The sequence below is a fragment of the Leptothrix ochracea genome (assembly GCF_041083635.1).
Taxonomy (GTDB): Bacteria; Pseudomonadota; Gammaproteobacteria; order Burkholderiales; family Burkholderiaceae_C; genus Sphaerotilus; species Sphaerotilus ochraceus.
Genome location: NZ_JBFPHB010000029.1, coordinates 1 through 19685, shown reverse-complemented (window position 1 = coordinate 19685; position 19685 = coordinate 1). Strand labels below are relative to the sequence as shown.

General features: G+C 61.5%; 17 protein-coding genes. 11 read left to right on the top strand and 6 right to left on the bottom strand.

Features of this window, described 5'->3' with window-relative positions; translation table 11 throughout:
• Both AB3X39_RS10980 and AB3X39_RS10975 read right to left on the bottom strand, forming a co-directional pair.
• Positions 1 to 1331, bottom strand: a 1331-nt coding sequence (locus AB3X39_RS10980; protein ID WP_369417422.1) for a chorismate-binding protein, incomplete at its 3' end; no start/stop codon positions are given.
• Positions 1328 to 4330, bottom strand: a complete 3003-nt coding sequence (locus AB3X39_RS10975; RefSeq protein ID WP_369417421.1) for an Rne/Rng family ribonuclease — start codon at positions 4328 to 4330, stop codon at positions 1328 to 1330. The genes AB3X39_RS10975 and AB3X39_RS10980, both read right to left, overlap by 4 nt.
• A gap of 517 nt (positions 4331 to 4847) precedes the next feature.
• On the opposite strand from AB3X39_RS10975, the gene AB3X39_RS10970 reads away from it, so the two are divergent.
• From AB3X39_RS10970 to AB3X39_RS10955, 4 genes are read left to right on the top strand one after another with little or no spacing between them, the layout of a single operon-like run.
• Positions 4848 to 5888, top strand: a complete 1041-nt coding sequence (locus AB3X39_RS10970; RefSeq protein WP_369417420.1) for an RluA family pseudouridine synthase — start codon at positions 4848 to 4850, stop codon at positions 5886 to 5888.
• A complete protein-coding gene (locus tag AB3X39_RS10965) occupies positions 5885 to 6550 on the top strand; it encodes an HAD family hydrolase (RefSeq protein ID WP_369417419.1) in 666 nt (221 codons plus the stop codon). The genes AB3X39_RS10970 and AB3X39_RS10965 overlap by 4 nt, the downstream gene beginning before the upstream one ends.
• Positions 6547 to 6924, top strand: a complete 378-nt coding sequence (locus AB3X39_RS10960; RefSeq protein WP_369417418.1) for a Rieske (2Fe-2S) protein — start codon at positions 6547 to 6549, stop codon at positions 6922 to 6924. The genes AB3X39_RS10965 and AB3X39_RS10960 overlap by 4 nt, the downstream gene beginning before the upstream one ends.
• A gap of 58 nt (positions 6925 to 6982) precedes the next feature.
• A complete protein-coding gene (locus AB3X39_RS10955) occupies positions 6983 to 7990 on the top strand; it encodes a S49 family peptidase (protein ID WP_369417417.1) in 1008 nt (335 codons plus the stop codon).
• 12 nt (positions 7991 to 8002) lie between these two features.
• On the opposite strand, the gene corA is transcribed toward AB3X39_RS10955, so the two are convergent.
• Positions 8003 to 8971, bottom strand: a complete 969-nt coding sequence (corA, locus tag AB3X39_RS10950) for a magnesium/cobalt transporter CorA (RefSeq protein WP_369417416.1) — start codon at positions 8969 to 8971, stop codon at positions 8003 to 8005.
• 97 nt (positions 8972 to 9068) lie between these two features.
• Here corA and AB3X39_RS10945 point away from each other — a divergent pair, with 97 nt between their 5' ends.
• From AB3X39_RS10945 to AB3X39_RS10915, 7 genes are all read left to right on the top strand, one after another.
• Complete coding sequence (locus AB3X39_RS10945) at positions 9069 to 9503, top strand: c-type cytochrome (protein WP_369417415.1); 435 nt, start codon at positions 9069 to 9071, stop codon at positions 9501 to 9503.
• The gene (locus tag AB3X39_RS10940) at positions 9500 to 10315 is read left to right on the top strand and encodes a formylglycine-generating enzyme family protein (protein ID WP_369417414.1); all 816 of its coding nucleotides are present in this window, start codon (positions 9500 to 9502) and stop codon (positions 10313 to 10315) included. The genes AB3X39_RS10945 and AB3X39_RS10940 overlap by 4 nt, the downstream gene beginning before the upstream one ends.
• Positions 10316 to 10327: 12 nt before the next feature.
• Complete coding sequence (locus tag AB3X39_RS10935) at positions 10328 to 10594, top strand: VF530 family protein (RefSeq protein WP_369417413.1); 267 nt, start codon at positions 10328 to 10330, stop codon at positions 10592 to 10594.
• Between the two features lie 4 nt (positions 10595 to 10598).
• Positions 10599 to 10829, top strand: coding sequence for an RNA-binding S4 domain-containing protein (locus AB3X39_RS10930; protein WP_407069579.1), 231 nt, complete (start codon positions 10599 to 10601; stop codon positions 10827 to 10829).
• Positions 10830 to 10891: 62 nt separating this feature from the next.
• Positions 10892 to 12436 carry an ATP-binding protein gene (locus tag AB3X39_RS10925; protein WP_369417412.1) on the top strand — a complete coding sequence of 515 codons (1545 nt, stop codon included), beginning with the start codon at positions 10892 to 10894 and terminating at the stop codon, positions 12434 to 12436.
• Positions 12433 to 13131, top strand: a complete 699-nt coding sequence (locus AB3X39_RS10920; protein WP_369417411.1) for a response regulator — start codon at positions 12433 to 12435, stop codon at positions 13129 to 13131. The genes AB3X39_RS10925 and AB3X39_RS10920 overlap by 4 nt, the downstream gene beginning before the upstream one ends.
• A 56-nt stretch (positions 13132 to 13187) precedes the next feature.
• Positions 13188 to 15116: a potassium transporter Kup gene (locus tag AB3X39_RS10915; protein ID WP_369417410.1), complete on the top strand. Its 1929-nt coding sequence runs from the start codon at positions 13188 to 13190 to the stop codon at positions 15114 to 15116.
• Positions 15117 to 15121: 5 nt separating this feature from the next.
• Here the strand turns inward: AB3X39_RS10915 and AB3X39_RS10910 are convergent, their stop codons facing one another.
• The 3 genes from AB3X39_RS10910 to AB3X39_RS10900 form a co-directional block, all read right to left on the bottom strand.
• Positions 15122 to 17812, bottom strand: a complete 2691-nt coding sequence (locus tag AB3X39_RS10910) for a DUF3857 domain-containing protein (RefSeq protein ID WP_369417409.1) — start codon at positions 17810 to 17812, stop codon at positions 15122 to 15124.
• A complete protein-coding gene (locus AB3X39_RS10905; RefSeq protein WP_369417408.1) occupies positions 17802 to 17990 on the bottom strand; it encodes a hypothetical protein in 189 nt (62 codons plus the stop codon). Before AB3X39_RS10905 ends, AB3X39_RS10910 begins: the two co-directional genes overlap by 11 nt.
• Positions 17991 to 18069: 79 nt before the next feature.
• A complete protein-coding gene (locus AB3X39_RS10900; protein WP_369417407.1) occupies positions 18070 to 19443 on the bottom strand; it encodes a TrpB-like pyridoxal phosphate-dependent enzyme in 1374 nt (457 codons plus the stop codon).
• Positions 19444 to 19685 lie beyond the last annotated feature (242 nt).

Here is a 19685-nt window from a genome sequence, read left to right as displayed (position 1 = left end):
GCGCTGCGACTCAAGCGCTCAAAGTGCGCGTCCAAATGCGGGACGCTGCCATCGGCTTCGACGCGCAACGTCTCGAACAGCCTGAACGCCCCACCGTCAACACCGGCCCTGTCTTTGGGCCAAGGCGGCCGCACAAAACTGGCCTTGATCTGGCACTCGCGCCATTCATCCGACGCCACCGAATCAAGCACGATCCCCGCCCCAACGCCCAGCCGGGCAGGCCGCCTGAGAGGGCCCTCAGCCGACGCGGTCGCCGCACCCACCACCACGGTGCGGATCGCGACCGACAAACAAAACTCCGCCAAGCTCTGCCCAGGCAGCGGTGCATCGACCCAACCGATGGCGCCGGTGTAAAGCCCACGCGCACCGTCTTCCAGCGTCTGGATGAGCTGCATGGTGTGGTGTTTGGGTGCGCCGGTGATCGAACCGCAAGGGAACAGGGCCCGCAAAACCGCTGGCAGATCGGTGCCCGGCAAGGGCTCGGCTTCGACCGTCGAGGTCATCTGCCACAAAGCCCCGTGAGCTTCGACTTGAAAAAGCTGCGGCACGCGCACGCTGCCCACCCGGGCCAAGCGGCCCAGATCGTTGCGCAACAAGTCGGTGATCATGAGGTTTTCAGCGCGATTTTTCGGATCGCGCTCCAACCATGCCGCCGCAGCTGCGTCGCGCTCAGGATCATTCAGATGCCGCGCCGCCGTGCCCTTCATCGGCTTGGTGCTGAGCCGCCCAGCGTGATGGCGCACGAACAACTCGGGCGAAAAAGACAGCACGCTTTGATCGGGCTCGACGATCAAAGCGCCAAAAGGCACCGGCTGGCGCTGGCGCAGGCAGCGGTAGAGCCCCACGCCCGCGTCGCCCGGATCTTCCATCTCCGCTTGCAAGCCAAAGGTGTGGTTGACCTGATAGGTCTCACCGGCCCGAATCAGGGCATGGATGCGCTCGATACGCTCGGCAAAAAGCGCTTCGCTCACCTCAGGCGACCACGCCACCGGCCAAGGAGGCTCAGAAAGACTGGGGGATTGAGCGGCCAACCACGCCTCGACCTGGGCGCCCGAGCAGGGCGTCAGCGCGCGAAACATCAGAAAGCGCAGCGCACCCGGCGGGTGATCGGGGGCCAGCGTGAGGCCTTGCAGGCGCACGCCCCATGCGTAATCGGCCAAAAGCACGGCGTGCAAGCCAGTGGCCAAGTCAGCGGCCACCGCCGCCCAAACCGAAGTCAGGCTGGCGGCGTCGTGACAGATGTGTTGGTGCGCGTAGCCGGTATAGAGCCGGCTACGCGGGTCTTCAGCGCTGGCTTGAGCATCGTCAAGCAGAGCGAAGACCGTGGTCACACGGAGGCGACCTCAGTAGCATCAAAGGGCAAGGCCCACTGCGCCAAATCGCGCCGCGTCTCGACCAAGACGAGCGGACCTTCGTCCGGCAGAACCATCGTCGGGAGGATGCGCGGCACATGCACCGGACGCGGCTCGGCAGCGATCTGCTCTTGCACTGCGCGGGCCTTGTCAGCGTCGGTCAGCACCCATTCCATGCCGGCGTCGCGAGCGATGCCTTGCAAAGCTTCAACGGCCAGCACGTAGGAATCAAGCCCAGCCGGAGCGTCAACCGCTGCCGCAATCACGGGTGCAGCAACCACGGGTGCGACAGCCACTTCGGCCACCATCGCCGGCGCTGTGAAGGCGACGTCCCACTCGGGCTCCAGGGAAGCCGAGGGCACCATGGGTGCCGGTACGGCTTCAGCCACGGGTGTCAACGCAGCAGCGTCGGTCGATGGGCCCTCAGCGCCAGCATCAACCCGGCTGTCAGCAGCGTCACGCGGACGACGCTCGCGACGCGGACGCGGCTCGCGGCGCGGACGGGCCTCAAACGGCGCAGCGCCCGTCGCTTCACCCTCAGCCATCACGGAAGCACCCGCTTCGGCAGCGTCGGCCACCGAAGCAACGCCCTCTTGCAAAGCTTCTGCGGGCGCACCTTCTTCACGCTCACGACGACCCCCTCGGCCACCGCGACGACGACGGCGACCAGCCTCACGTTCAGCCTCGGTTTCTGGACCGGCGTTGACATCGCCCGACACGGCCAACTTCGGATTCAGGTCCAAAGACTCATCCGACTCGGAGCGCGGCGACAAGGCGGCGGGAGCAACCGACAACGGAGCGCTGCTGTCACGACCATCACGACCCTCGCGACCTTCACGTTGCGGACGATCTGCACGTTCGCCACGACCACCCCGTTCGCCAGCCCGGCCCCGGCCACCGCGCTCGCCACGTTCTGTGCGCTCACCCGCAGTCGATGCTTCTGCAACATCCAAGCCCGTGCGATCACGCTCGGGTGCCGGACGGCGCTCACGGTGACCGCCTTCGCGGCTGCCATCACGGCTGCCGTCACGCCCACCGTCGCGGCCGCCTTGACGACCCCCACGACCACTGTCACGGCGTTCACCACGACCCTCCGAGGCACTCGTCGCGCTGCGTGCCGAAGTGGCCGCATCGGTGGACCCTGCGGGCGCCGGAGCCGCAACAGCCACCGGCGTGGCCACCGCCGAGGTCACGGTGGCGGACGTGCCGCCACTGAACAGACGACGAACCCAGCCGAAAAAGCCGCTGCCACTGCCCGACATCGCCGGGGCGGCGGCGGGCGGCTGAACAGCCACCACCGGAGCGACTGGCGGCAAGGCCGGAGCAAGGGCCGGCGCCGGTGCAGCCACCGGAGCGGGTGCCGCCATCGGTGCCGGCGAATCCGGCAACACACCGCGAATCAACGGCTCTTGCTTGGGCTTGGCGTTCTTTTCGCGCCGAGTGATGCCGACCTCTTCGTCCGGCTCTTCGATCATCGTGTAGCTGGCGCTCAGATTTTCGAGGCGCGGATCGTCGTGGCGCATGCGCTCAAGCTTGTAGTTCGGCGTCTCCAAGTGCTTGTTGGGCACCAAGAGCACCGTGACACGTTGCTTGATCTCGATCTTGGTGATCTCGGTGCGCTTTTCGTTCAGCAAGAACGAGGTCACCTCGACCGGCACTTGGACGTGAACCACGGCCGTGCCTTCCTTCATCGACTCTTCCTGAATGATGCGCAGGATCTGGAGCGCGCTCGATTCGGTGTCGCGGATGTGGCCGGTGCCGTTGCAACGCGGGCACGTCACATGCGAGCCTTCGCTCAAGGCCGGACGCAGACGCTGACGGCTGAGTTCGAGCAAACCGAACTTGCTGATGGCGCTGAGCTGCACACGGGCACGGTCATTGCGCAAGGCATCGCGCAAACGGGTCTCGACTTCGCGGCGATTCTTCGACTCTTCCATGTCGATGAAATCGACCACGATCAAGCCGCCCAGATCGCGCAAACGCATCTGGCGCGCGATTTCGTCGGCCGCTTCGAGGTTGGTACGGGTGGCGGTTTCTTCGATATCGCTGCCACGGGTGGCTCGCGCCGAGTTGACGTCCACCGACACCAAGGCTTCAGTGTGGTCAATCACGATGGCCCCGCCCGAAGGCAGTTGCACCGTGCGGCTGTAGGCCGACTCGATTTGATGTTCGATCTGGAAACGGCTGAACAGCGCAGCATCATCGCGGTAGCGCTTGACGCGATGCGCGGTGTCGGGCATCACATGCAGCATGAACTGCTTGGCCTGCTCAAAGATGTCATCGGTGTCGATCAAGATCTCGCCGATGTCAGCCGTGAAGTAGTCGCGGATCGCACGGATCACCAGCGACGATTCCTGATAAATCAGGAAAGCACCCTTGCCGCCTTTGGACGCGCCGTCAATGGCGTCCCAGAGCTTGAGCATGTAATTCAGGTCCCACTGCAACTCAGCAGCGGTGCGACCGATACCGGCGGTACGAGCGATCAGCGACATGCCCTTCGGGTAGTCGAGCTGCTCCAAGTTTTCCTTGAGCTCTTCGCGGTCTTCACCCTCGATGCGACGGCTCACACCACCGCCACGCGGGTTGTTGGGCATCAGCACCAAGTAGCGGCCGGCCAAACTGATGAAGGTCGTCAGGGCCGCGCCCTTGTTACCGCGTTCTTCTTTTTCAACCTGAACCAACAACTCTTGGCCGTTGGTGATGGCGTCTTGGATGCGCGCTTGGCGGACATCCACACCTTCGCGGAAGTAGCTGCGTGAGATTTCTTTGAAGGGTAAAAAGCCGTGGCGGTCCTCGCCGTAATCGACAAAACAAGCTTCGAGCGAAGGCTCGACGCGGGTGACAACAGCCTTGTAGATGTTGCCCTTGCGCTGCTCGCGCCCCTCGATTTCGGTCTCGAAATCAACCAGTTTCTGGCCATCGACAATCGCCAAGCGCCGTTCTTCCGGCTGGGTGGCATTGATCAGCATGCGTTTCATGCACTCTCCTCACGCTGCAATCCAAGTTGCAGCGCGCAACGAACAACCAGTGAAAGACCTCAAAGGGTCCATCCCGGCACTCGATGCACGAACACCGCGCGGCCTGACCATGAAGGAATCGCCCGTGGCCTGCCGCACCAATGCTGTTTGGGGACAGCACCGATTCAAACGGCAAACGGGGCAGCGTGCGTGCAAGAGCACCGTGCGCGACTCAAGCATGCTTGAACATGCGACGAGTGCCTCTCGTCAGACGCAAACCACAGCAAGCCGACATAGGTCCGTTTGCTGCGGCCGTAAAAACCTTGATTCGGGTCTTGGGACTGCGGGGTTCTGCCACAGGGCTGTTTGTACCGCCGACTCACCTTGGGAGTCGGCCTGAACAAGCCAGTCATGCGTTGCATCACCTCTTGACTTTCACCACCTCGCTGCAAGCGGCCCGTTAAACTCAGGCAAATCAAACACTTACGGCGACATTGTGGTGCGACGCATTATAGGGGCAAGGTCCGAGAACAACGCCATGCAGGTTCACCCCGATTTCAAGGTGCGCCTTTTGCGTATTGACGAAGGTTCTGCCGGCCAGCGGCTGGACAATTTTTTGCTGAAATCACTCAAGGGTGCGCCCAAGACCTTGGTCTATCGGATCATCCGCAGCGGCGAGGTCCGGGTCAACAAAGGTCGCGCCCACGCCGACACCCGGCTTGAGCTGGATGACGTGGTGCGCATCCCGCCGCTGCGTCTACCGGATCCAAGCTCAGATGCGCAGGCCCAAGCCACTGCGGCCGTCCCCCCTCGGGAATTTCCAGTGCTGTTCGAAGACGATCACGTGCTGGTCATCAACAAGCCCGCTGGCGTGGCGGTGCATGGCGGCTCCGGCGTGAGCTTCGGCGTGATTGAGCAGCTACGCCGCGCTCGGCCCGAGGCACGCTTTCTGGAGCTGGTGCATCGCTTGGACCGCGACACTTCTGGCCTGCTCTTGATCGCCAAAAAGCGCAGCGCCCTGACCGCCTTGCAAGAGCAATTCCGCCAGCGCGAGACCGACAAAACCTATGCGGCCTTGGTGCTGGGAAGCTGGCCCGAGAAGCTCAAAGTGATTGACGTCGCGCTGCACAAGTATTTGGACAGCGCCGGAGAGCGACGGGTGCGTGTGGTCCAAGCGGGCGATCCGAACATCGAGGACGGCCGTCGCTCGATCAGCTTGGTGCGCACGGCGCAGCGCTATCAACACTTCACGCTGCTGGATGTGACCATCAAAACGGGTCGGACCCATCAGATCCGCGTGCACTTGCAACACGCGGGTCACCCAATCATGGGCGACGACAAATACGGCGACTTCACCCAGAACAAAGCCTTGGCGCGCGGTGAACCCGTCCAAGGCGTGCAGGCGGGGGTGCGTTTTGATCGCATGTTCCTGCACGCGGCCAAACTGGCTTTTGACCATCCAGCGCGGCCTGAGCGAATCGCCTTGCTCGCACCTTTGCCGCCGGAATGCGTAACACTGCTGGCCCAGCTTCACCCGCATCACCTGCATCACTTGCACGCTCCCTCAACCGCATCATGAATGACCGCCCGCGCCCATTTGATCTGATCGTTTTTGATTGGGATGGCACGCTTTGCGACTCCACCGCCTTGATCGTGCGCTGTATCCAAGCCGCCTGTCGCGACTTGGGTGTGCCCGAGCCCACCGACCGCGCGGCCGCACAGGTGATTGGCCTGAGCCTAGGCAACGCCCTGCGCGAAGCCGTTCCAAGTTTGGACGACGCACGCTACACCCAACTTGTGGAACGCTATCGGCACCACTATTTCGGAAACAACCATGGCGTGGCCCTGTTTGACGGCGTCCTCGACATGCTCGCCACCTTGCGTGCCCGTCATCACTGGTTGGCCGTGGCCACCGGCAAAAGCCGTCGGGGCCTGAGCGAAGCGCTCCAAGCCTGCGGTTTGAATGCCGTGTTCGATGCCACCCGCACCGCCGAAGAAACCGCGTCCAAGCCGCACCCGATGATGCTGCTGGAGCTGATGCGTGAATTCGGTGCGGATCCAGAACGCACCTTGATGATCGGCGACACCAGCCACGATTTGCTGCTCGCGGCCAACGCTGGCGTCGCCGCTGTGGCGGTGAGCTACGGTGCGCACGACGCCGCCAGTCTTGCGGCGCTCAATCCCCGCCACCTTGCCCACGATGTTGCAGATTTGCATCAGTGGCTGCGGGAAAACACATGAGCACCAACACCTCGGTCAAGGGGGTCTTGTTGTGTGAAGCAACGGCACTGGTCGAAGGGGGCTCCGCCCATGTCTTTGAACTGCGTGCGCACGGTGAGACTGTGCGCGCTTTTGCCCTGCGTCACGAAGGCCAAGTGGTGAGCTACGTGAATCGCTGCGCCCATGTGCCCGTCGAACTGGACTGGCAACCCGGTGAGTTCCTTGATGACACGCGGCGTTGGATCATCTGTTCGATGCATGGCGCGGTCTATGACCCCGTTGACGGCCAATGTGTCGGTGGCCCATGCCACGGCGAATACCTCGAATCTGTTGCTGTTGGTGAACACGAAGGGCGCATCTATTGGTATCCTCGCGACCACCTCGCCCCTGCCTAAAAAACCGATAACGATCCCGTCAGACGCTTGATCCTTCAAGGGTCAGCGCCAGCCCAGCATGAACCCCCTTAATGATTCCGGCGCCATCCCCGACGACGTGGCCAAGCCCCCTGCATCGTCAGCCAGTTCGACCCCCATCTCGCGCGGCAGTGTTGATCACGTGCTGGAGCTGTTTGCCCGCGAATATCTGCAAGACCGCCGCAGCGACCGACGTTGGCGTTTTCTGCTGCGCCTGTCGTGGATCGTGTTGGTGCTGATCACCCTCTCGGTGCTGCTGGGTGAGCGCAATTCAACCGCCGATACGCACGGCCCGCACACCGCCTTGGTGGAGTTGCGCGGCGAGATTTCGTCCGAGAGCCAAGCCAGCGCCGAAACCATGCTGGCGGGCCTGAAAAATGCGTTTGAAGACACCAATGCCCAAGCGGTCGTCATCCGCATCAACTCGCCCGGCGGCAGCCCGGTGCAGTCCGGGATCATCAACGACGAGATCTGGCGCCTCAAAGCCAAGCACAAGAAAAAGGTCTATGTGGTGGTTGAAGAGTCGTGCGCTTCTGGGGCCTATTACGTCGCTGCGGCGGCCGACGCCATTTATGTCGATAAAGCCTCGCTGGTCGGCTCCATTGGCGTGCTGATGGACGGTTTCGGCTTCACCGGCGTCATGGGCAAAGTCGGGGTTGAGCGCCGACTCATCACCGCCGGCACCAACAAGGGCATGCTCGACCCCTTCTCGCCGCTTTCCGACAAACAGCGCGGTTACGCCCAGGCCATGCTTGATCAAATCCATCGTCAGTTCATTGACGTGGTGCGCAAGGGTCGGGGGACACGCCTGAAAGAAACGCCTGAGCTGTTCTCAGGCTTGTTCTGGAACGGCGAGGAAGCCATCAAGCTGGGTCTGGCGGATGGTCTCGGCAACCTCGACTACGTGGCGCGCGAAATCATCAAGGCCGAAGAAGTCATCGACTACACCCCCAAGCCCAATGTGGCTGAACGCTTGGCCAAACGCTTTGGTGCGGCGCTGGGTGAAGGTGCCGTCAAAGCCCTCGGTAGCATCCCCGGTCTGCGCTGATCGGGGGATCGATCACAACCAGCCGGTACGCCGGAATCGCCAGTACATCAAGCCGCTGATGCTGGCGATCACCCCCAGGGCCATCGGATAGCCCCAGCGCCACTTGAGTTCAGGCATGACCTCAAAGTTCATGCCCCAGATGCCGGCAAAGGCGGTTGCCACCGCAAAAATACCGGCCCACGCGGCCAAGCGCTTGGTGGTTTCGGATTCTTCGATCGTGACCATCGATAAATTGACCTGAATCGCCGTGCCGATGGTGTCGCGGATCGTGTCGATCGAGGTCGCGATGCGCGTCAAGTGATCACTGACGTCCCGAAAATAAGCCTCGCTGGCCACACAAACCGCCGGGGCACGGCCGCCGTGCAGCTTGCTGGCCGCGTCCATGAGCGGCACCACCGCATGACGCAACAAGGTTGCGCGGCGCTTGAGCGCGTACAAATGCTCGATGTTGGTGCGCCCGGAGCCGCGCTCAAAGATCTGATCCTCAATCACTTCCAGCTCGGTTTCGAGCGATTCGATGATCGGAAAGTAGCGATCCACCACCGCATCCATCAGCGCATACAGCACAAAACCGGCGCCCTGGCGCAGCAGATGCGGTTCACGCTCACAGCGCTGGCGCACGCCAAGAAAACTCTGCGCCGTGCGATTGCGCACCGAGAGTACAAAGTTGCGGCCCACAAAAACGTGAACCTCACCCACCGTCAATTCATCGGTCGGACTGAGCTCGACCAGATGCATCACGGCAAAAAGAATGTCACCGTATTCCTCGATTTTGGGTCGCTGATGCCCATGGCGCGCATCCTCAATCGCCAGATCGTGCAGACCAAATTCGTCTTGCATCTCGATCAGTTCGGCGTCTGAAGCATCCCGCAGCGCCACCCAGACAAAGTGCCCCGGCAAAGCCAAATGGTCACTGATCTCGCTGATCGCAATATCAGCCAGCTTGGCACCCTCTCGGTAGGCAACACAGTTGACGAGCATGGAAGAACAACTTGAAAGATAGGGATGGGTCGCCACTCTATACGGCGTTGGCCAATGCGTCATACTGCGCGCCCATCTCACCTGCCAAGGAGTCACCGTGATATCCCGATCGATACCCGCCATGCTGTGGATGGCGATCTGGCTCACGGCCTGCGCCCCCAGCGCCCCAACTGGCGCTGACGCCAACGACAAAGTGCAAGTGCAACTCGGCAAAACGATCTACGCCCAGCGCTGCGCCAGCTGTCACGGTGCCGCCTTGGAAGGTCAACCCGAATGGCAAAGCCGCAAGGCCGATGGCAAATTGCCGGCACCGCCCCACGATGGCAGCGGCCACACATGGCATCACGACGATAAGACTTTGTTCGAGATCACCCAGAACGGTCTGGAGAAATACGCCGGCCCGAACTATGCCACCGACATGCCTCGTTTTGCGGGGGTCCTCAGCCCCGCTGAGACGTGGGCGGTCTTGGCGTACATCAAGTCCACTTGGCCTACCGACGTGGCCCAACATCAACGTAGCCTGAACCGATGAAAACCACCCCTTGCCTGATCCATGCCTTTTGCGCCCTTGGATTTGCCGTCTCAAGCCTGCTTGGTATGGCCACCGCCCAAGCACAGACCCCAGCGGCCGGGGACATCTCCGCGCAAAAGGCGGCACTGGCCGCCATCGAACAAAACATGGTGGCGATTCCTGCCGGTAGTTTCACCATGGGCAGCCCGGTGGGTGAAGCCGATCGAGGCCCTGAAGAAGGCCCGCAGCACAACGTCAAGGTGGCCGCTTTTTCGCTCGGTAAAACCGAAGTGACTCAGGCGCAATGGGTCGGCGTGATGGGCTACAACCCCAGCGGTTTTCCCGACTGTGGCCCGACCTGCCCCATCGAAAATGTCAGCTGGGAAGACGTGCAAGTCTTCATCAGCACCCTCAACCAACAAAGCGGCAAGACCTATCGCTTGCCCAGCGAAGCGGAGTGGGAATACGCCGCCCGCGCTGGCACTTCTGGGCGCTGGAGTTTTGGCGAGAACGAAACCTTGCTCAGTCAATACGCCTGGTTTGATCGCAACAGCGGCAGCCACACCCACCCGGTGGGACAAAAACAAGCCAATCCGCTGGGCTTGGTGGATTTGCACGGCAATGTCTGGGAATGGGTGCAGGACTGCTGGAACAGCCACTACAACGGTGCACCCACCAACGGCTCAGCGTGGTTGAGCGGTAACTGCACCAAGCGCGTACAACGCGGCGGCGACTGGGGCGTGTTGGGCCGCCAATTGCATTCGGCCACCCGCAGCGCTGTGAGCGTGACCAACCACTACTTCGGCTTGGGCTTCCGCTTGGCTCGCAACTGATTGTTATTCGCCGTGAACACCCCCCCTCCTGCGCAGCGTTCACGCGATCCGCTCCATGGCATCACCCTGGAGCGGATGCTCGAAGCCTTGGTGGCCCACTTCGGTTGGCCGCTGTTGGGCGAGCACGTCGCTATCCGCTGCTTCATGATCGATCCCAGCATTTCGTCGAGCCTGCGCTTTCTGCGCAAGACGCCTTGGGCGCGTGAAAAGGTCGAAAGCATCTACCTCTACATGCTGCGCGAACAAAAACGCCAAGGCACTTCTGCCCCCCCACCTTGACACCATGGCCACCCTGAACAAGATCGACTTTCCCCTGCGCGGCGAGTTCATTACCCTTGATACCCTCCTCAAAGCGACCGCCATGGCCCCCAGTGGTGGCGCGGCCAAGGCCTTGGTGGCCAGCGGCGTGGTCGAGGTGGACGGCCAAGTGGAGCTGCGCAAGACCTGCAAACTGCGCTTGGGTCAAGTGGTGCGTTTGACAGGCGTGCGAATCCACATCGTCGCTGGCGAGTGAATGGGTGTGGGCCAATGAGCTCCTGATGCTTTCCTGATGTGCGGCCTGCTACCTTGGCAGGCATGCGGATCTCGTTGCATCGTTTCCTCACCCTTTTGGGCACCTTGGCCTGCTTGGCCTTGGCGCAAGGCATCGCTCAAGCCCTTGATCCTCGCGTCGATCTGGCCAATCTGGCCATGATCTTCGTCTTGGCCAGCACCTTGGTGGCGTTCTGGCTGCCCGCGTGGGCGTCAGCACTGTTCGCCTTGACCAGCGTGGCCTTGTTCAACTGGTCTTTCGTCCCCCCCCGGGGCAGCTTTCAGGTGGACTTGAGCCAGCATGCTTTGCTGCTTGGCACCTTGCTCACGGTTTGTCTGACGGTCAGCCTCTTGATGGCACGACTGCGGCGTGAAGCATCGCTTGCAGCCCGGCGCGCCCGCGAGGCGGAACAAATCCAGCAACTCGGTGACGTGCTGCGGGCGGCGCAGCACCCGCAAGCCATGACCGAAAGCCTCGACCAGGCCTTGGGCGCTCTACCGTCGCAGGGCACAGCGTTGATGCTGCTGAATAACGAGCTGCCCATCACCGACGACCCGCTTGCCGCGCAGTGGCAGGGCGTCGTCCTGAGTCCAGCAGAACAGATCGGTCTGTGGCTTTGCCTGCGGGACAACCGGGCTTTCGGCGCCGGTACGGGCCTGCACAGCGAACTTCCTGCGTGGTATCTCCCAATCCGGGGTCCTCAAGCGGCGTGGGGAGCTGCCCTCTTTCGACTTGATCCCCTCAAGGACCCCGATCCCGACTTGCAACGCCATGCCCAAATGCTGTGCGATTTGCTGGGACAAGCCCTGCATCGACATCATCTCGAACGGCGCACGGCTGAAGCGCGGGCCGAAGCCGAAGCCCAAAAGCTGCGCAGCGCCCTGTTGGCCGCCATTTCGCACGACTTTCGCACCCCCTTGGCATCCATCTTGGGTGCAGCGTCCTCTTTAGCCAGTCAATCGGAGCGTCTCTCTGACAACCAACGCCGCACTTGGCTCGATCAAATCCAAGACGAAACCCGCGCCCTCACCGCCATGGCCGACAACACCCTGCAACTGGTGCGCCTCGAAGCCGGTCAGCTGGCCTTGCGCTTGGATTGGGAATCGCTGGAAGAGTTGGTCGGTGCCGTCTTGGCACGGGTGCGCCAGCGAGATCCCCAACGTCGGATTCGCGCCCGGCTTGAACCCAGTTTGCCGCTGATCCGGGTCGATGCGCCGCTGTTCATCCAACTGCTGGAAAACTTGCTCGATAACGCACTGAAGTACAGCCCGGCCGACGCCGGGCCGGTGGACTTGGTGGTGCGCGTCGCCGAAGACACCCTGCTTCTGGCGGTCAAAGATCGCGGTCCCGGCATACCGGTGGCGGATCGGGCCCGGATTTTTGACATGTTTCAACGCGGCCAAGGTCGCAGCGCCTGCCGAGGCTCCGGGCTGGGCTTGGCCGTCTGTCGGGCCATCGCCCAAGCCCATGGCGGCAGCTTGAGTGTGCGCATGCGGGGCCATGGGGGCAGCAGTTTTGAACTCCGTCTATCCCTGCAACAAGCTCCCGACATGCTGACACCCGCCGAAGACGTCGAGGTCAGCCCATGATGTGCGTCCTCTTGGTCGAAGATGACCGTGACTTGCGCGCCTTGCTGCGCACGACCTTGGAGGTCGAAGGCTTGGCCGTTCACACTGCGGCGTCCTTGGTCGAAGCCCAAGCGCTGATCCGTCATACCCCGGTCGATCTGGTGCTGCTGGATCTGGGTTTGCCCGATGGCGATGGTCAAACTTTGCTCGATGAACTGCGCCAGCGCCGCAACACCCCCGTGCTGATCATTTCGGCCCAGCCATCGGATGCCCGCAAAATTGCGCTGCTTGACGCTGGTGCCGATGACTACTTGAGCAAACCCTTCAGCGTGGCGGAGTTGCTGGCCCGCATGCGTGTGGCCCTGCGCCACCGAGGCACCACCCTCCGCCCCGCCATCACTCGCTATACCCACGAAGGTCTCGACATTGACCTAAGCCTGCGTGAAGTGATGGTGCGCGGCCAAAAGATCCACCTCACCCCCACCGAATACAAATTGCTGGCCCGCTTGGTGCGCAACGCCGGTCAAGTGGTGACACACCGCGCCTTGCTGGCCGATGTCTGGGGCCCTGACTGCATCGAACACACCCACTATCTGCGGCTCTACATGGGCCAATTGCGCGCCAAGCTCGAACGAGAACCCGCAGAACCTCGTTTTCTCCTCACCGAACCCGGGGTTGGCTATCGGCTGGCGGACCCCATCCATATGCGTTCCTGACGTCAGCAGCGGCATAACCTTGGCGTCGTCCCTTGCGGACACCTCACACGCCATCCATGTCCACCCAGGTCACCCCGCCGGATTCATCCCCGCAAAGCACCCCTGCCCCCGCCCATAGCGCCAGTTGGAAAGCCCTGACCTTGGGCGCCATCGGCGTGGTTTACGGCGATATCGGCACCAGCCCGCTCTACACCGTCAAGGAAGTCTTCAGTCCAGCCACCGGAGTGCCCTTGGATCACATCCATCTGATCGGCGCGATTTCGGCCATTTTCTGGGCCTTGATGCTGGTGGTGACGCTGAAGTACGTGATCTTGATCCTGCGAGCCGACAACCGGGGTGAAGGCGGCATCATGGCTTTGACAGCACTGGCGGCCAAAGCCTCGGACATGGGCGGCGGTTCACGGCCCGGCTGGCGTCGGCTGATCCTGCTCACAGGGGTGTTTGGGGCCACGCTGTTTTATGGCGACGCCATCATCACGCCGGCCATTTCGGTGCTCTCAGCGGTTGAAGGCCTCGAAGTCGCCACCCCGGCCCTCAAAAGCTACGTGATCCCGATCACCGTCACGGTGCTCATCGGTTTGTTTTTGATGCAGCGCTGGGGCACCGGCTTGGTGGGCAAGCTCTTCGGTCCGGTGATCGTGCTGTGGTTTGTGGTCTTGGGCGGCGTGGGCCTGATGCAGATCCTGCGCGAGCCCGCCATTTTGGCGGCACTCAATCCTATGCAAGCCCTGAGCTTCCTGCATGAACGCGGCCCGGATGTTCTGGCCGCACTTGGGGCCATTGTTTTGGCGGTCACAGGGGCTGAAGCGCTCTACGCCGACATGGGCCACTTTGGACGCTTGCCGATTCGCTTGGCTTGGAGTGCGCTGGTGATGCCGGGCTTGGCGCTGAACTATCTGGGCCAAGGGGCTTTGCTGATGCATGACCCGGCAGCCCTCGAAAACCCCTTCTTTCGCCTCTTCCCCGAAAGCTGGGTGCTCCCCGCCGTGCTCTTGGCCACCGCAGCCACCGTGATCGCCTCACAAGCCGTGATTTCCGGGGCCTATTCGATGACCCGTCAAGCCATCCAGCTCGGTTTCTTGCCGCGCATGGAAGTGCAACAAACCTCGGCGCACGCCATGGGCCAGATCTACATCCCGCTGGTCAACTGGGTGCTGCTCGCCGCCGTTCTTGTGGCCGTGGCCGCCTTTGGCAGCTCTTCAGCGCTGGCGGCGGCCTACGGCATCGCCGTGACCCTGACCATGCTGATCACCACGGTGCTGACCTTCTTTGTGGTGCGTCACGCTTGGCATTACCCACTGATCGTCGTGCTGCTGGCCACCGGCAGCTTGGTGGCCATGGATGCCTTGATGGTGGCCTCGTGCTCGATCAAATTCATGCAGGGCGGCTGGTTCCCGTTGGGCGTAGGACTGGGTCTATTCCTGCTGATGGCCACATGGGCTCGGGGCCGCGCCCTGCTGCTCGAAGCCATCCAGCGCAACGATCCACCCCTAGAGCCCTTCGTCACCGCGCTGGCTGAAGAAACCCTGCAACGCACCCCGCGCACCGCCGTCTACGCTGTGGCCAACCCAAATACCGTGCCCCAAGCGCTGCTGCACAACCTCAAGCACAACCACGTCTTGCATGAGCACAACATCATCTTGACGGTGCGATTCCACGAACGCCCCAGCGTCGCCCCTGAGGAACAGGTGATCCTGCAAGCGCTGGCGCCCGGTTTTTGGCGCGTGACGGTGCATTACGGCTTCAAAGACAGCCCCAACATCCCCGAAGCCTTGAGCCGTTGCGCCCCCGATTTGCTGATCGAAGCCAGTGCCACCAGCTACTTCCTGAGCCGAGAGATCGTCGTTCCCACCCCCGGCTCAGGCATGGCCCTCTGGCGCGAAGCGCTCTTTGCCACCATGGCCCGCAACGCTGGCAGCGTTGCCGACTACTTCCGCCTGCCCGACAACGCCGTCATCGAACTGGGGACTCGGGTGCAGATTTGAGGGATTTAGAGGCGATCTTTCGCAGCCAGCGCCTTAAGTCGTAAGGCCGACCATCGGTACTCGAAATACTCGGTCACACCGGTTGCCATACTGCGTTCAAAGGCCCAACGCGCCTGCGCCAGATCGCCTTGGATCAAGGCCTGCTCGCCAACATAGAAATACAGCTCGCACAAACGTTCTCGACGCTCATCCGGGTCCACCTTGGCTGCTTGCTCGGCCTGTTCACGACTGATTTTGCCTTGAAGCATACGCATCACCGGCCAAGGCCAAGCGGAGGACTCGGCCGCTTTCTGCATGGTCACGGGCAAGGCCTCCCCCAAGGGTGCCCCCATACGTCGATGAGCCAGCCACCACAGCAAAGGGGCATAGCCCCGTTCGGTTTCATGCGCATCAAGGCGCATCACTTCGAGATAGTCATCGCGAGCTTGGGATGGGTGCCCGGCCATGAAATGTGCCGCCGCCCGAATGCTGTAAAGATCGGCCCGAATGCTCTCGAAGCGCATCGCTTGAGTGGCGAATTCAACGGCTCGGTCAGCATCCCCGTTCAACTGGGCATGGCGAGCCTGCAAAACATACGCAGCCTTAAGTGCAGGGTTCAACTGCAAGGCCTGCGTCAAACTGGCTTTGACCGCATCAGACTCGATAAGCCACTCCTGCATTTCGGCCTGCTCCGCCAACACATCCGCTTGTTGGGCAGGATTCAAACGCCCCCCGGCCAACGCTGCGGCGGTCATGATCAAACCCACGTGGGCTTTACCTTGGGTCTTCGTCGAAGTCGGCTCTCCCTTGGCCCGGGTCCCGGCATCCTTTTGCTCAAGTTGGCGCAATTGCGCAGTCACTTTGTCGATGCCGTCCTTTCTGAAGGCACTCAGACTCAAGTTGAGCTTCAACTTGGGCCATAAACGCATCAGCATCTCCCGGTGCGCCGACCAATCTTCTGCGGCCAAGGTCGATGACTTGATACGAATCTCTCCTTCGACCCAAGACTGAAGCCCTTCGGTTTCGCCTCGCAGATGAAAATCCAGATTTTTAGTGGTTTCATCGAACCGCAACGTCGATTTCTTTTGAAAAACACTCTCTGGAAATTCGTGGCGGACCCGGTGACGATAGATCCCGGGTTGGGCAAGCTGGAGGGGCTTCGATCGAGGCGATTGATCCGGCAAACGCAAGACGTTGATCAAATTCACCAACGCAATATCAGCCCTCAGCGTTGATTTGTTTTGCAATTCCAAATACGGATGAAATTGACCGTGCAGGCGGATATCGAGTGCGTTGTGATCCGGGATGTCTTGCATCTGGATGTTCCCATCCATGCTGAGGCCCGTATACGCCTCGACCCAAACAGCCGCCAACTGCCGCGCTATCTCCGCATCAGACATGCTGGCTCGCCAAGAGCGAAACGCCTCCGCAGTATCCCCATGCATGACAAGCTTGACGTCAAACTGGGGATCTTCGAGGAAAGATCCCACGCGGATGGTGTCCTCCTCCTCCACCCGTAGATCATCGTGTGCGGGGTCAATCGCCACCAACGCTGTTGTCCCGACCTTGGCGGGCAAGCCCCATCCCAAGCCACGAACAACACGATCAGCCAACGGCCCCGTTTGCATGGATCGCGTCGCATCCAGCAGGAAATGCCGCTCCCCCAAGCGCACATCCACAATCACATGATCAAAAGCACGCGGGGTCGCAGGCAGTTGATCTCGAATCGCCTCACGCAGCCCCGTAGACACCAACACCGGGGTGGCCTCGATACCGGCCACCGCCAACATCGCGCTCAACAGCGTGACCTTGTCCTTGCAGTCCCCGAAACGCTGCTGCAACACTTTGTCCGGCGGTGCTGGCCGATGGGAGGAGACCCCCACCTCCGTGCCGAAATAGCGAATGTCGCGTTGCACGAAAACCAGTAAACGCAGCACCAAGGCTTCATCAGACATGCCTGGTTCGCGCAATTCATCCACCGTCTTTTTGACCAACGCTGAGGGCGTCTTGGCCACCGCAAACTCTCGATCAGCCCAGTCAGCGACGGCGGCCCAATCCGGAAATTCACTCACATGGATGAAGTCAGCCAACCGATAAGCGCGTGGCACCGTGGGATCAAAGGTCATCACCGGCACATTGCGTCGCGTGATGAGCGTTTCCCGCCATCCTTCTTTAACGCTGGTGTGCACCTCATGTCGATCGTTGGCGGCTTGAATGGTCATCACACGATCGACCGGAGCCAGCAAGCGGTACCGTGCCACAGCCGTCGGACCACGGACGGAAAACAAGACGTCGTCATCGACAAAACGCCCGGCAAACACCGGGTTATCGCCATGCAAGGTGTAAGACCACTCGATGCGATCACCCACACGGATATCCGCCAGCACCACGGAAGCCGTGACACGGCCGTCCAGCATTTGCTGTTCCAGTTGCGACTCTCGCTGCAACAGATCGACCTTCAGCGTGGGTAAGCGATCAAGACGTACCCCGTCGCGCCACACATCAAGCCGGTGCAGCACCAACTGCTGGTAAGACGGATCGAATTCGATCTGCAACTGCGATCCCATTTCGAGGCCAGCAGACTCCCGAATAAGCCGTACACCGTGTTCAAAGTGGCTCGCACTGCCATCAAGGTCCACACGTGCTTGGGTCTCCATCAAGAGAATCTGCAACGGCGCGCTGGCCAGTCCATGAAGACCCCCGAGATCAACCGTCATCGGTTGAACCCAGGCCGGCAAAGAAGGATCGATGCGATAGCCAGAAGGCGCCGTCACGGCCGTCGGTGGTTTGGGAGCCACCGTGCTGACCTTGGGTTTCCGAGGCTTCGGGGCCACAGCATCGGCCGCCCAAGCGGTCGATCCCAGCCAACAAGCAGCGCACAGCCACCCGACCCATCGCAACGTCACCGTTGCTCCTATTTTTCTCATGGCCTCCCCTTTTTTCATGTCTCTGAACGATTCATCCCGAATTCTCTTTAAGCCGGCACCGACGGCAAGCCTGAAAGGGCCATGGCGAGTTCGGCCTCATCGTAGCTTTGGTCGGTGAGTTTGCCGGCGAAGTAGTCGGTGTAAGACTGCATATCAAAGTGTCCGTGACCGCTGAGGCTGAAGAGAATGACCTCGCTCTTGCCGTCGCGTTTGCAGCGCAGCGCTTCTTCAATCGCGCCCTTCACGGCGTGGTTGGCTTCGGGAGCCGGCACGATGCCTTCGGCACGGGCGAAGGTCACCCCGGCTTCAAAGCAACCCACTTGGTGATAAGCCACGGCTTCGATCAGGCCAAGTTCCTTGACGTGCGACACCATCGGCGCCATGCCGTGATAGCGCAGGCCCCCAGCGTGGAAGCCCGGCGGCGTGAAGGTCGAGCCCAAGGTGTGCATCTTGGTCAGCGGCGTCAGATGGGCGGTATCGCCAAAGTCGTAGGCGTACTTGCCGCGTGTCAGGCTCGGGCAGGCCGCTGGCTCGACCGCGATGATGCGGCGCTTCTTGGCGTTGGGACCGCCGCGCAATTGCAAGCCGAGGAACGGAAAAGCGATGCCCGCAAAATTGGAGCCCCCGCCCGTGCAACCAATCACCACATCGGGGTCATCCCCCGCCATGGCCATTTGCAAAATCGCTTCTTCACCGATGATCGACTGGTGCATCAGCACATGGTTCAGCACCGAGCCGAGCGCGTATTTGGTGTCATCACGCTGTGCGGCCAACTCCACCGCCTCTGAAATCGCGATGCCTAGGCTGCCGGGGTGATCGGGATGCTGCGCCAAGATAGCCCGCCCCGATGCGGTCAAGTTCGACGGTGACGCCACACAGTGCGCGCCATAAGTCTCCATCACTGCCCGCCGATACGGCTTCTGGTTGTAGGACACGCGCACTTGGAACACCTGCACGTCGATGCCAAAAAGCGCTCCGGCAAACGACAGCGACGTCCCCCATTGGCCCGCACCGGTTTCCGTGGTGAGTTTTTTGATGCCCGCTTCGCGGTTATAGAAGGCCTGCGGAATGGCGGTGTTGGGCTTGTGCGAACCGGCAGGGCTCACACCTTCATACTTGTAGTAAATCTTGGCGGGGGTACCGAGCGCTTTTTCAAGATTGCGGGCCCGAAAAAGCGGTGCCGGACGCCACTGGCGAAAAACCTGCTGCACCGGGTCAGGAATGTCGATGTAACGCTCTTGCGAGACTTCCTGCGCAATCAGCGCCATCGGAAACAAGGGTGCCAAATCATCGGGCCCCACCGGCTGCAAGGTGCCAGGATGCAGCACGGCTGGCAGCGGCACGGGCAAATCGGCTTGCAGGTTGTACCAGGCCTTGGGCATCTGGTCTTCGGACAACAAGTACTTGATCTGATCGCTCATACGTCTTCCTTCCTATCAAGCCGCACGAAACATGCGGGCCAACCATCGTGCCCGAACAAGGAAGGAATGAAAAGGTGGAGTCGCCCCCACCTTTTGGTCTAGCGCAACAGAGACGCACCCACCTAGAACGCACTCACATAAGCGACCGCAAGGGAGTGCACGGTGTAGGTCGGAGCCCCCTCGCCGGTGGGCAACACTTGGGTCAGACCGCCGGGCTGCATCGCCTCATAGGCCCAGTCGCT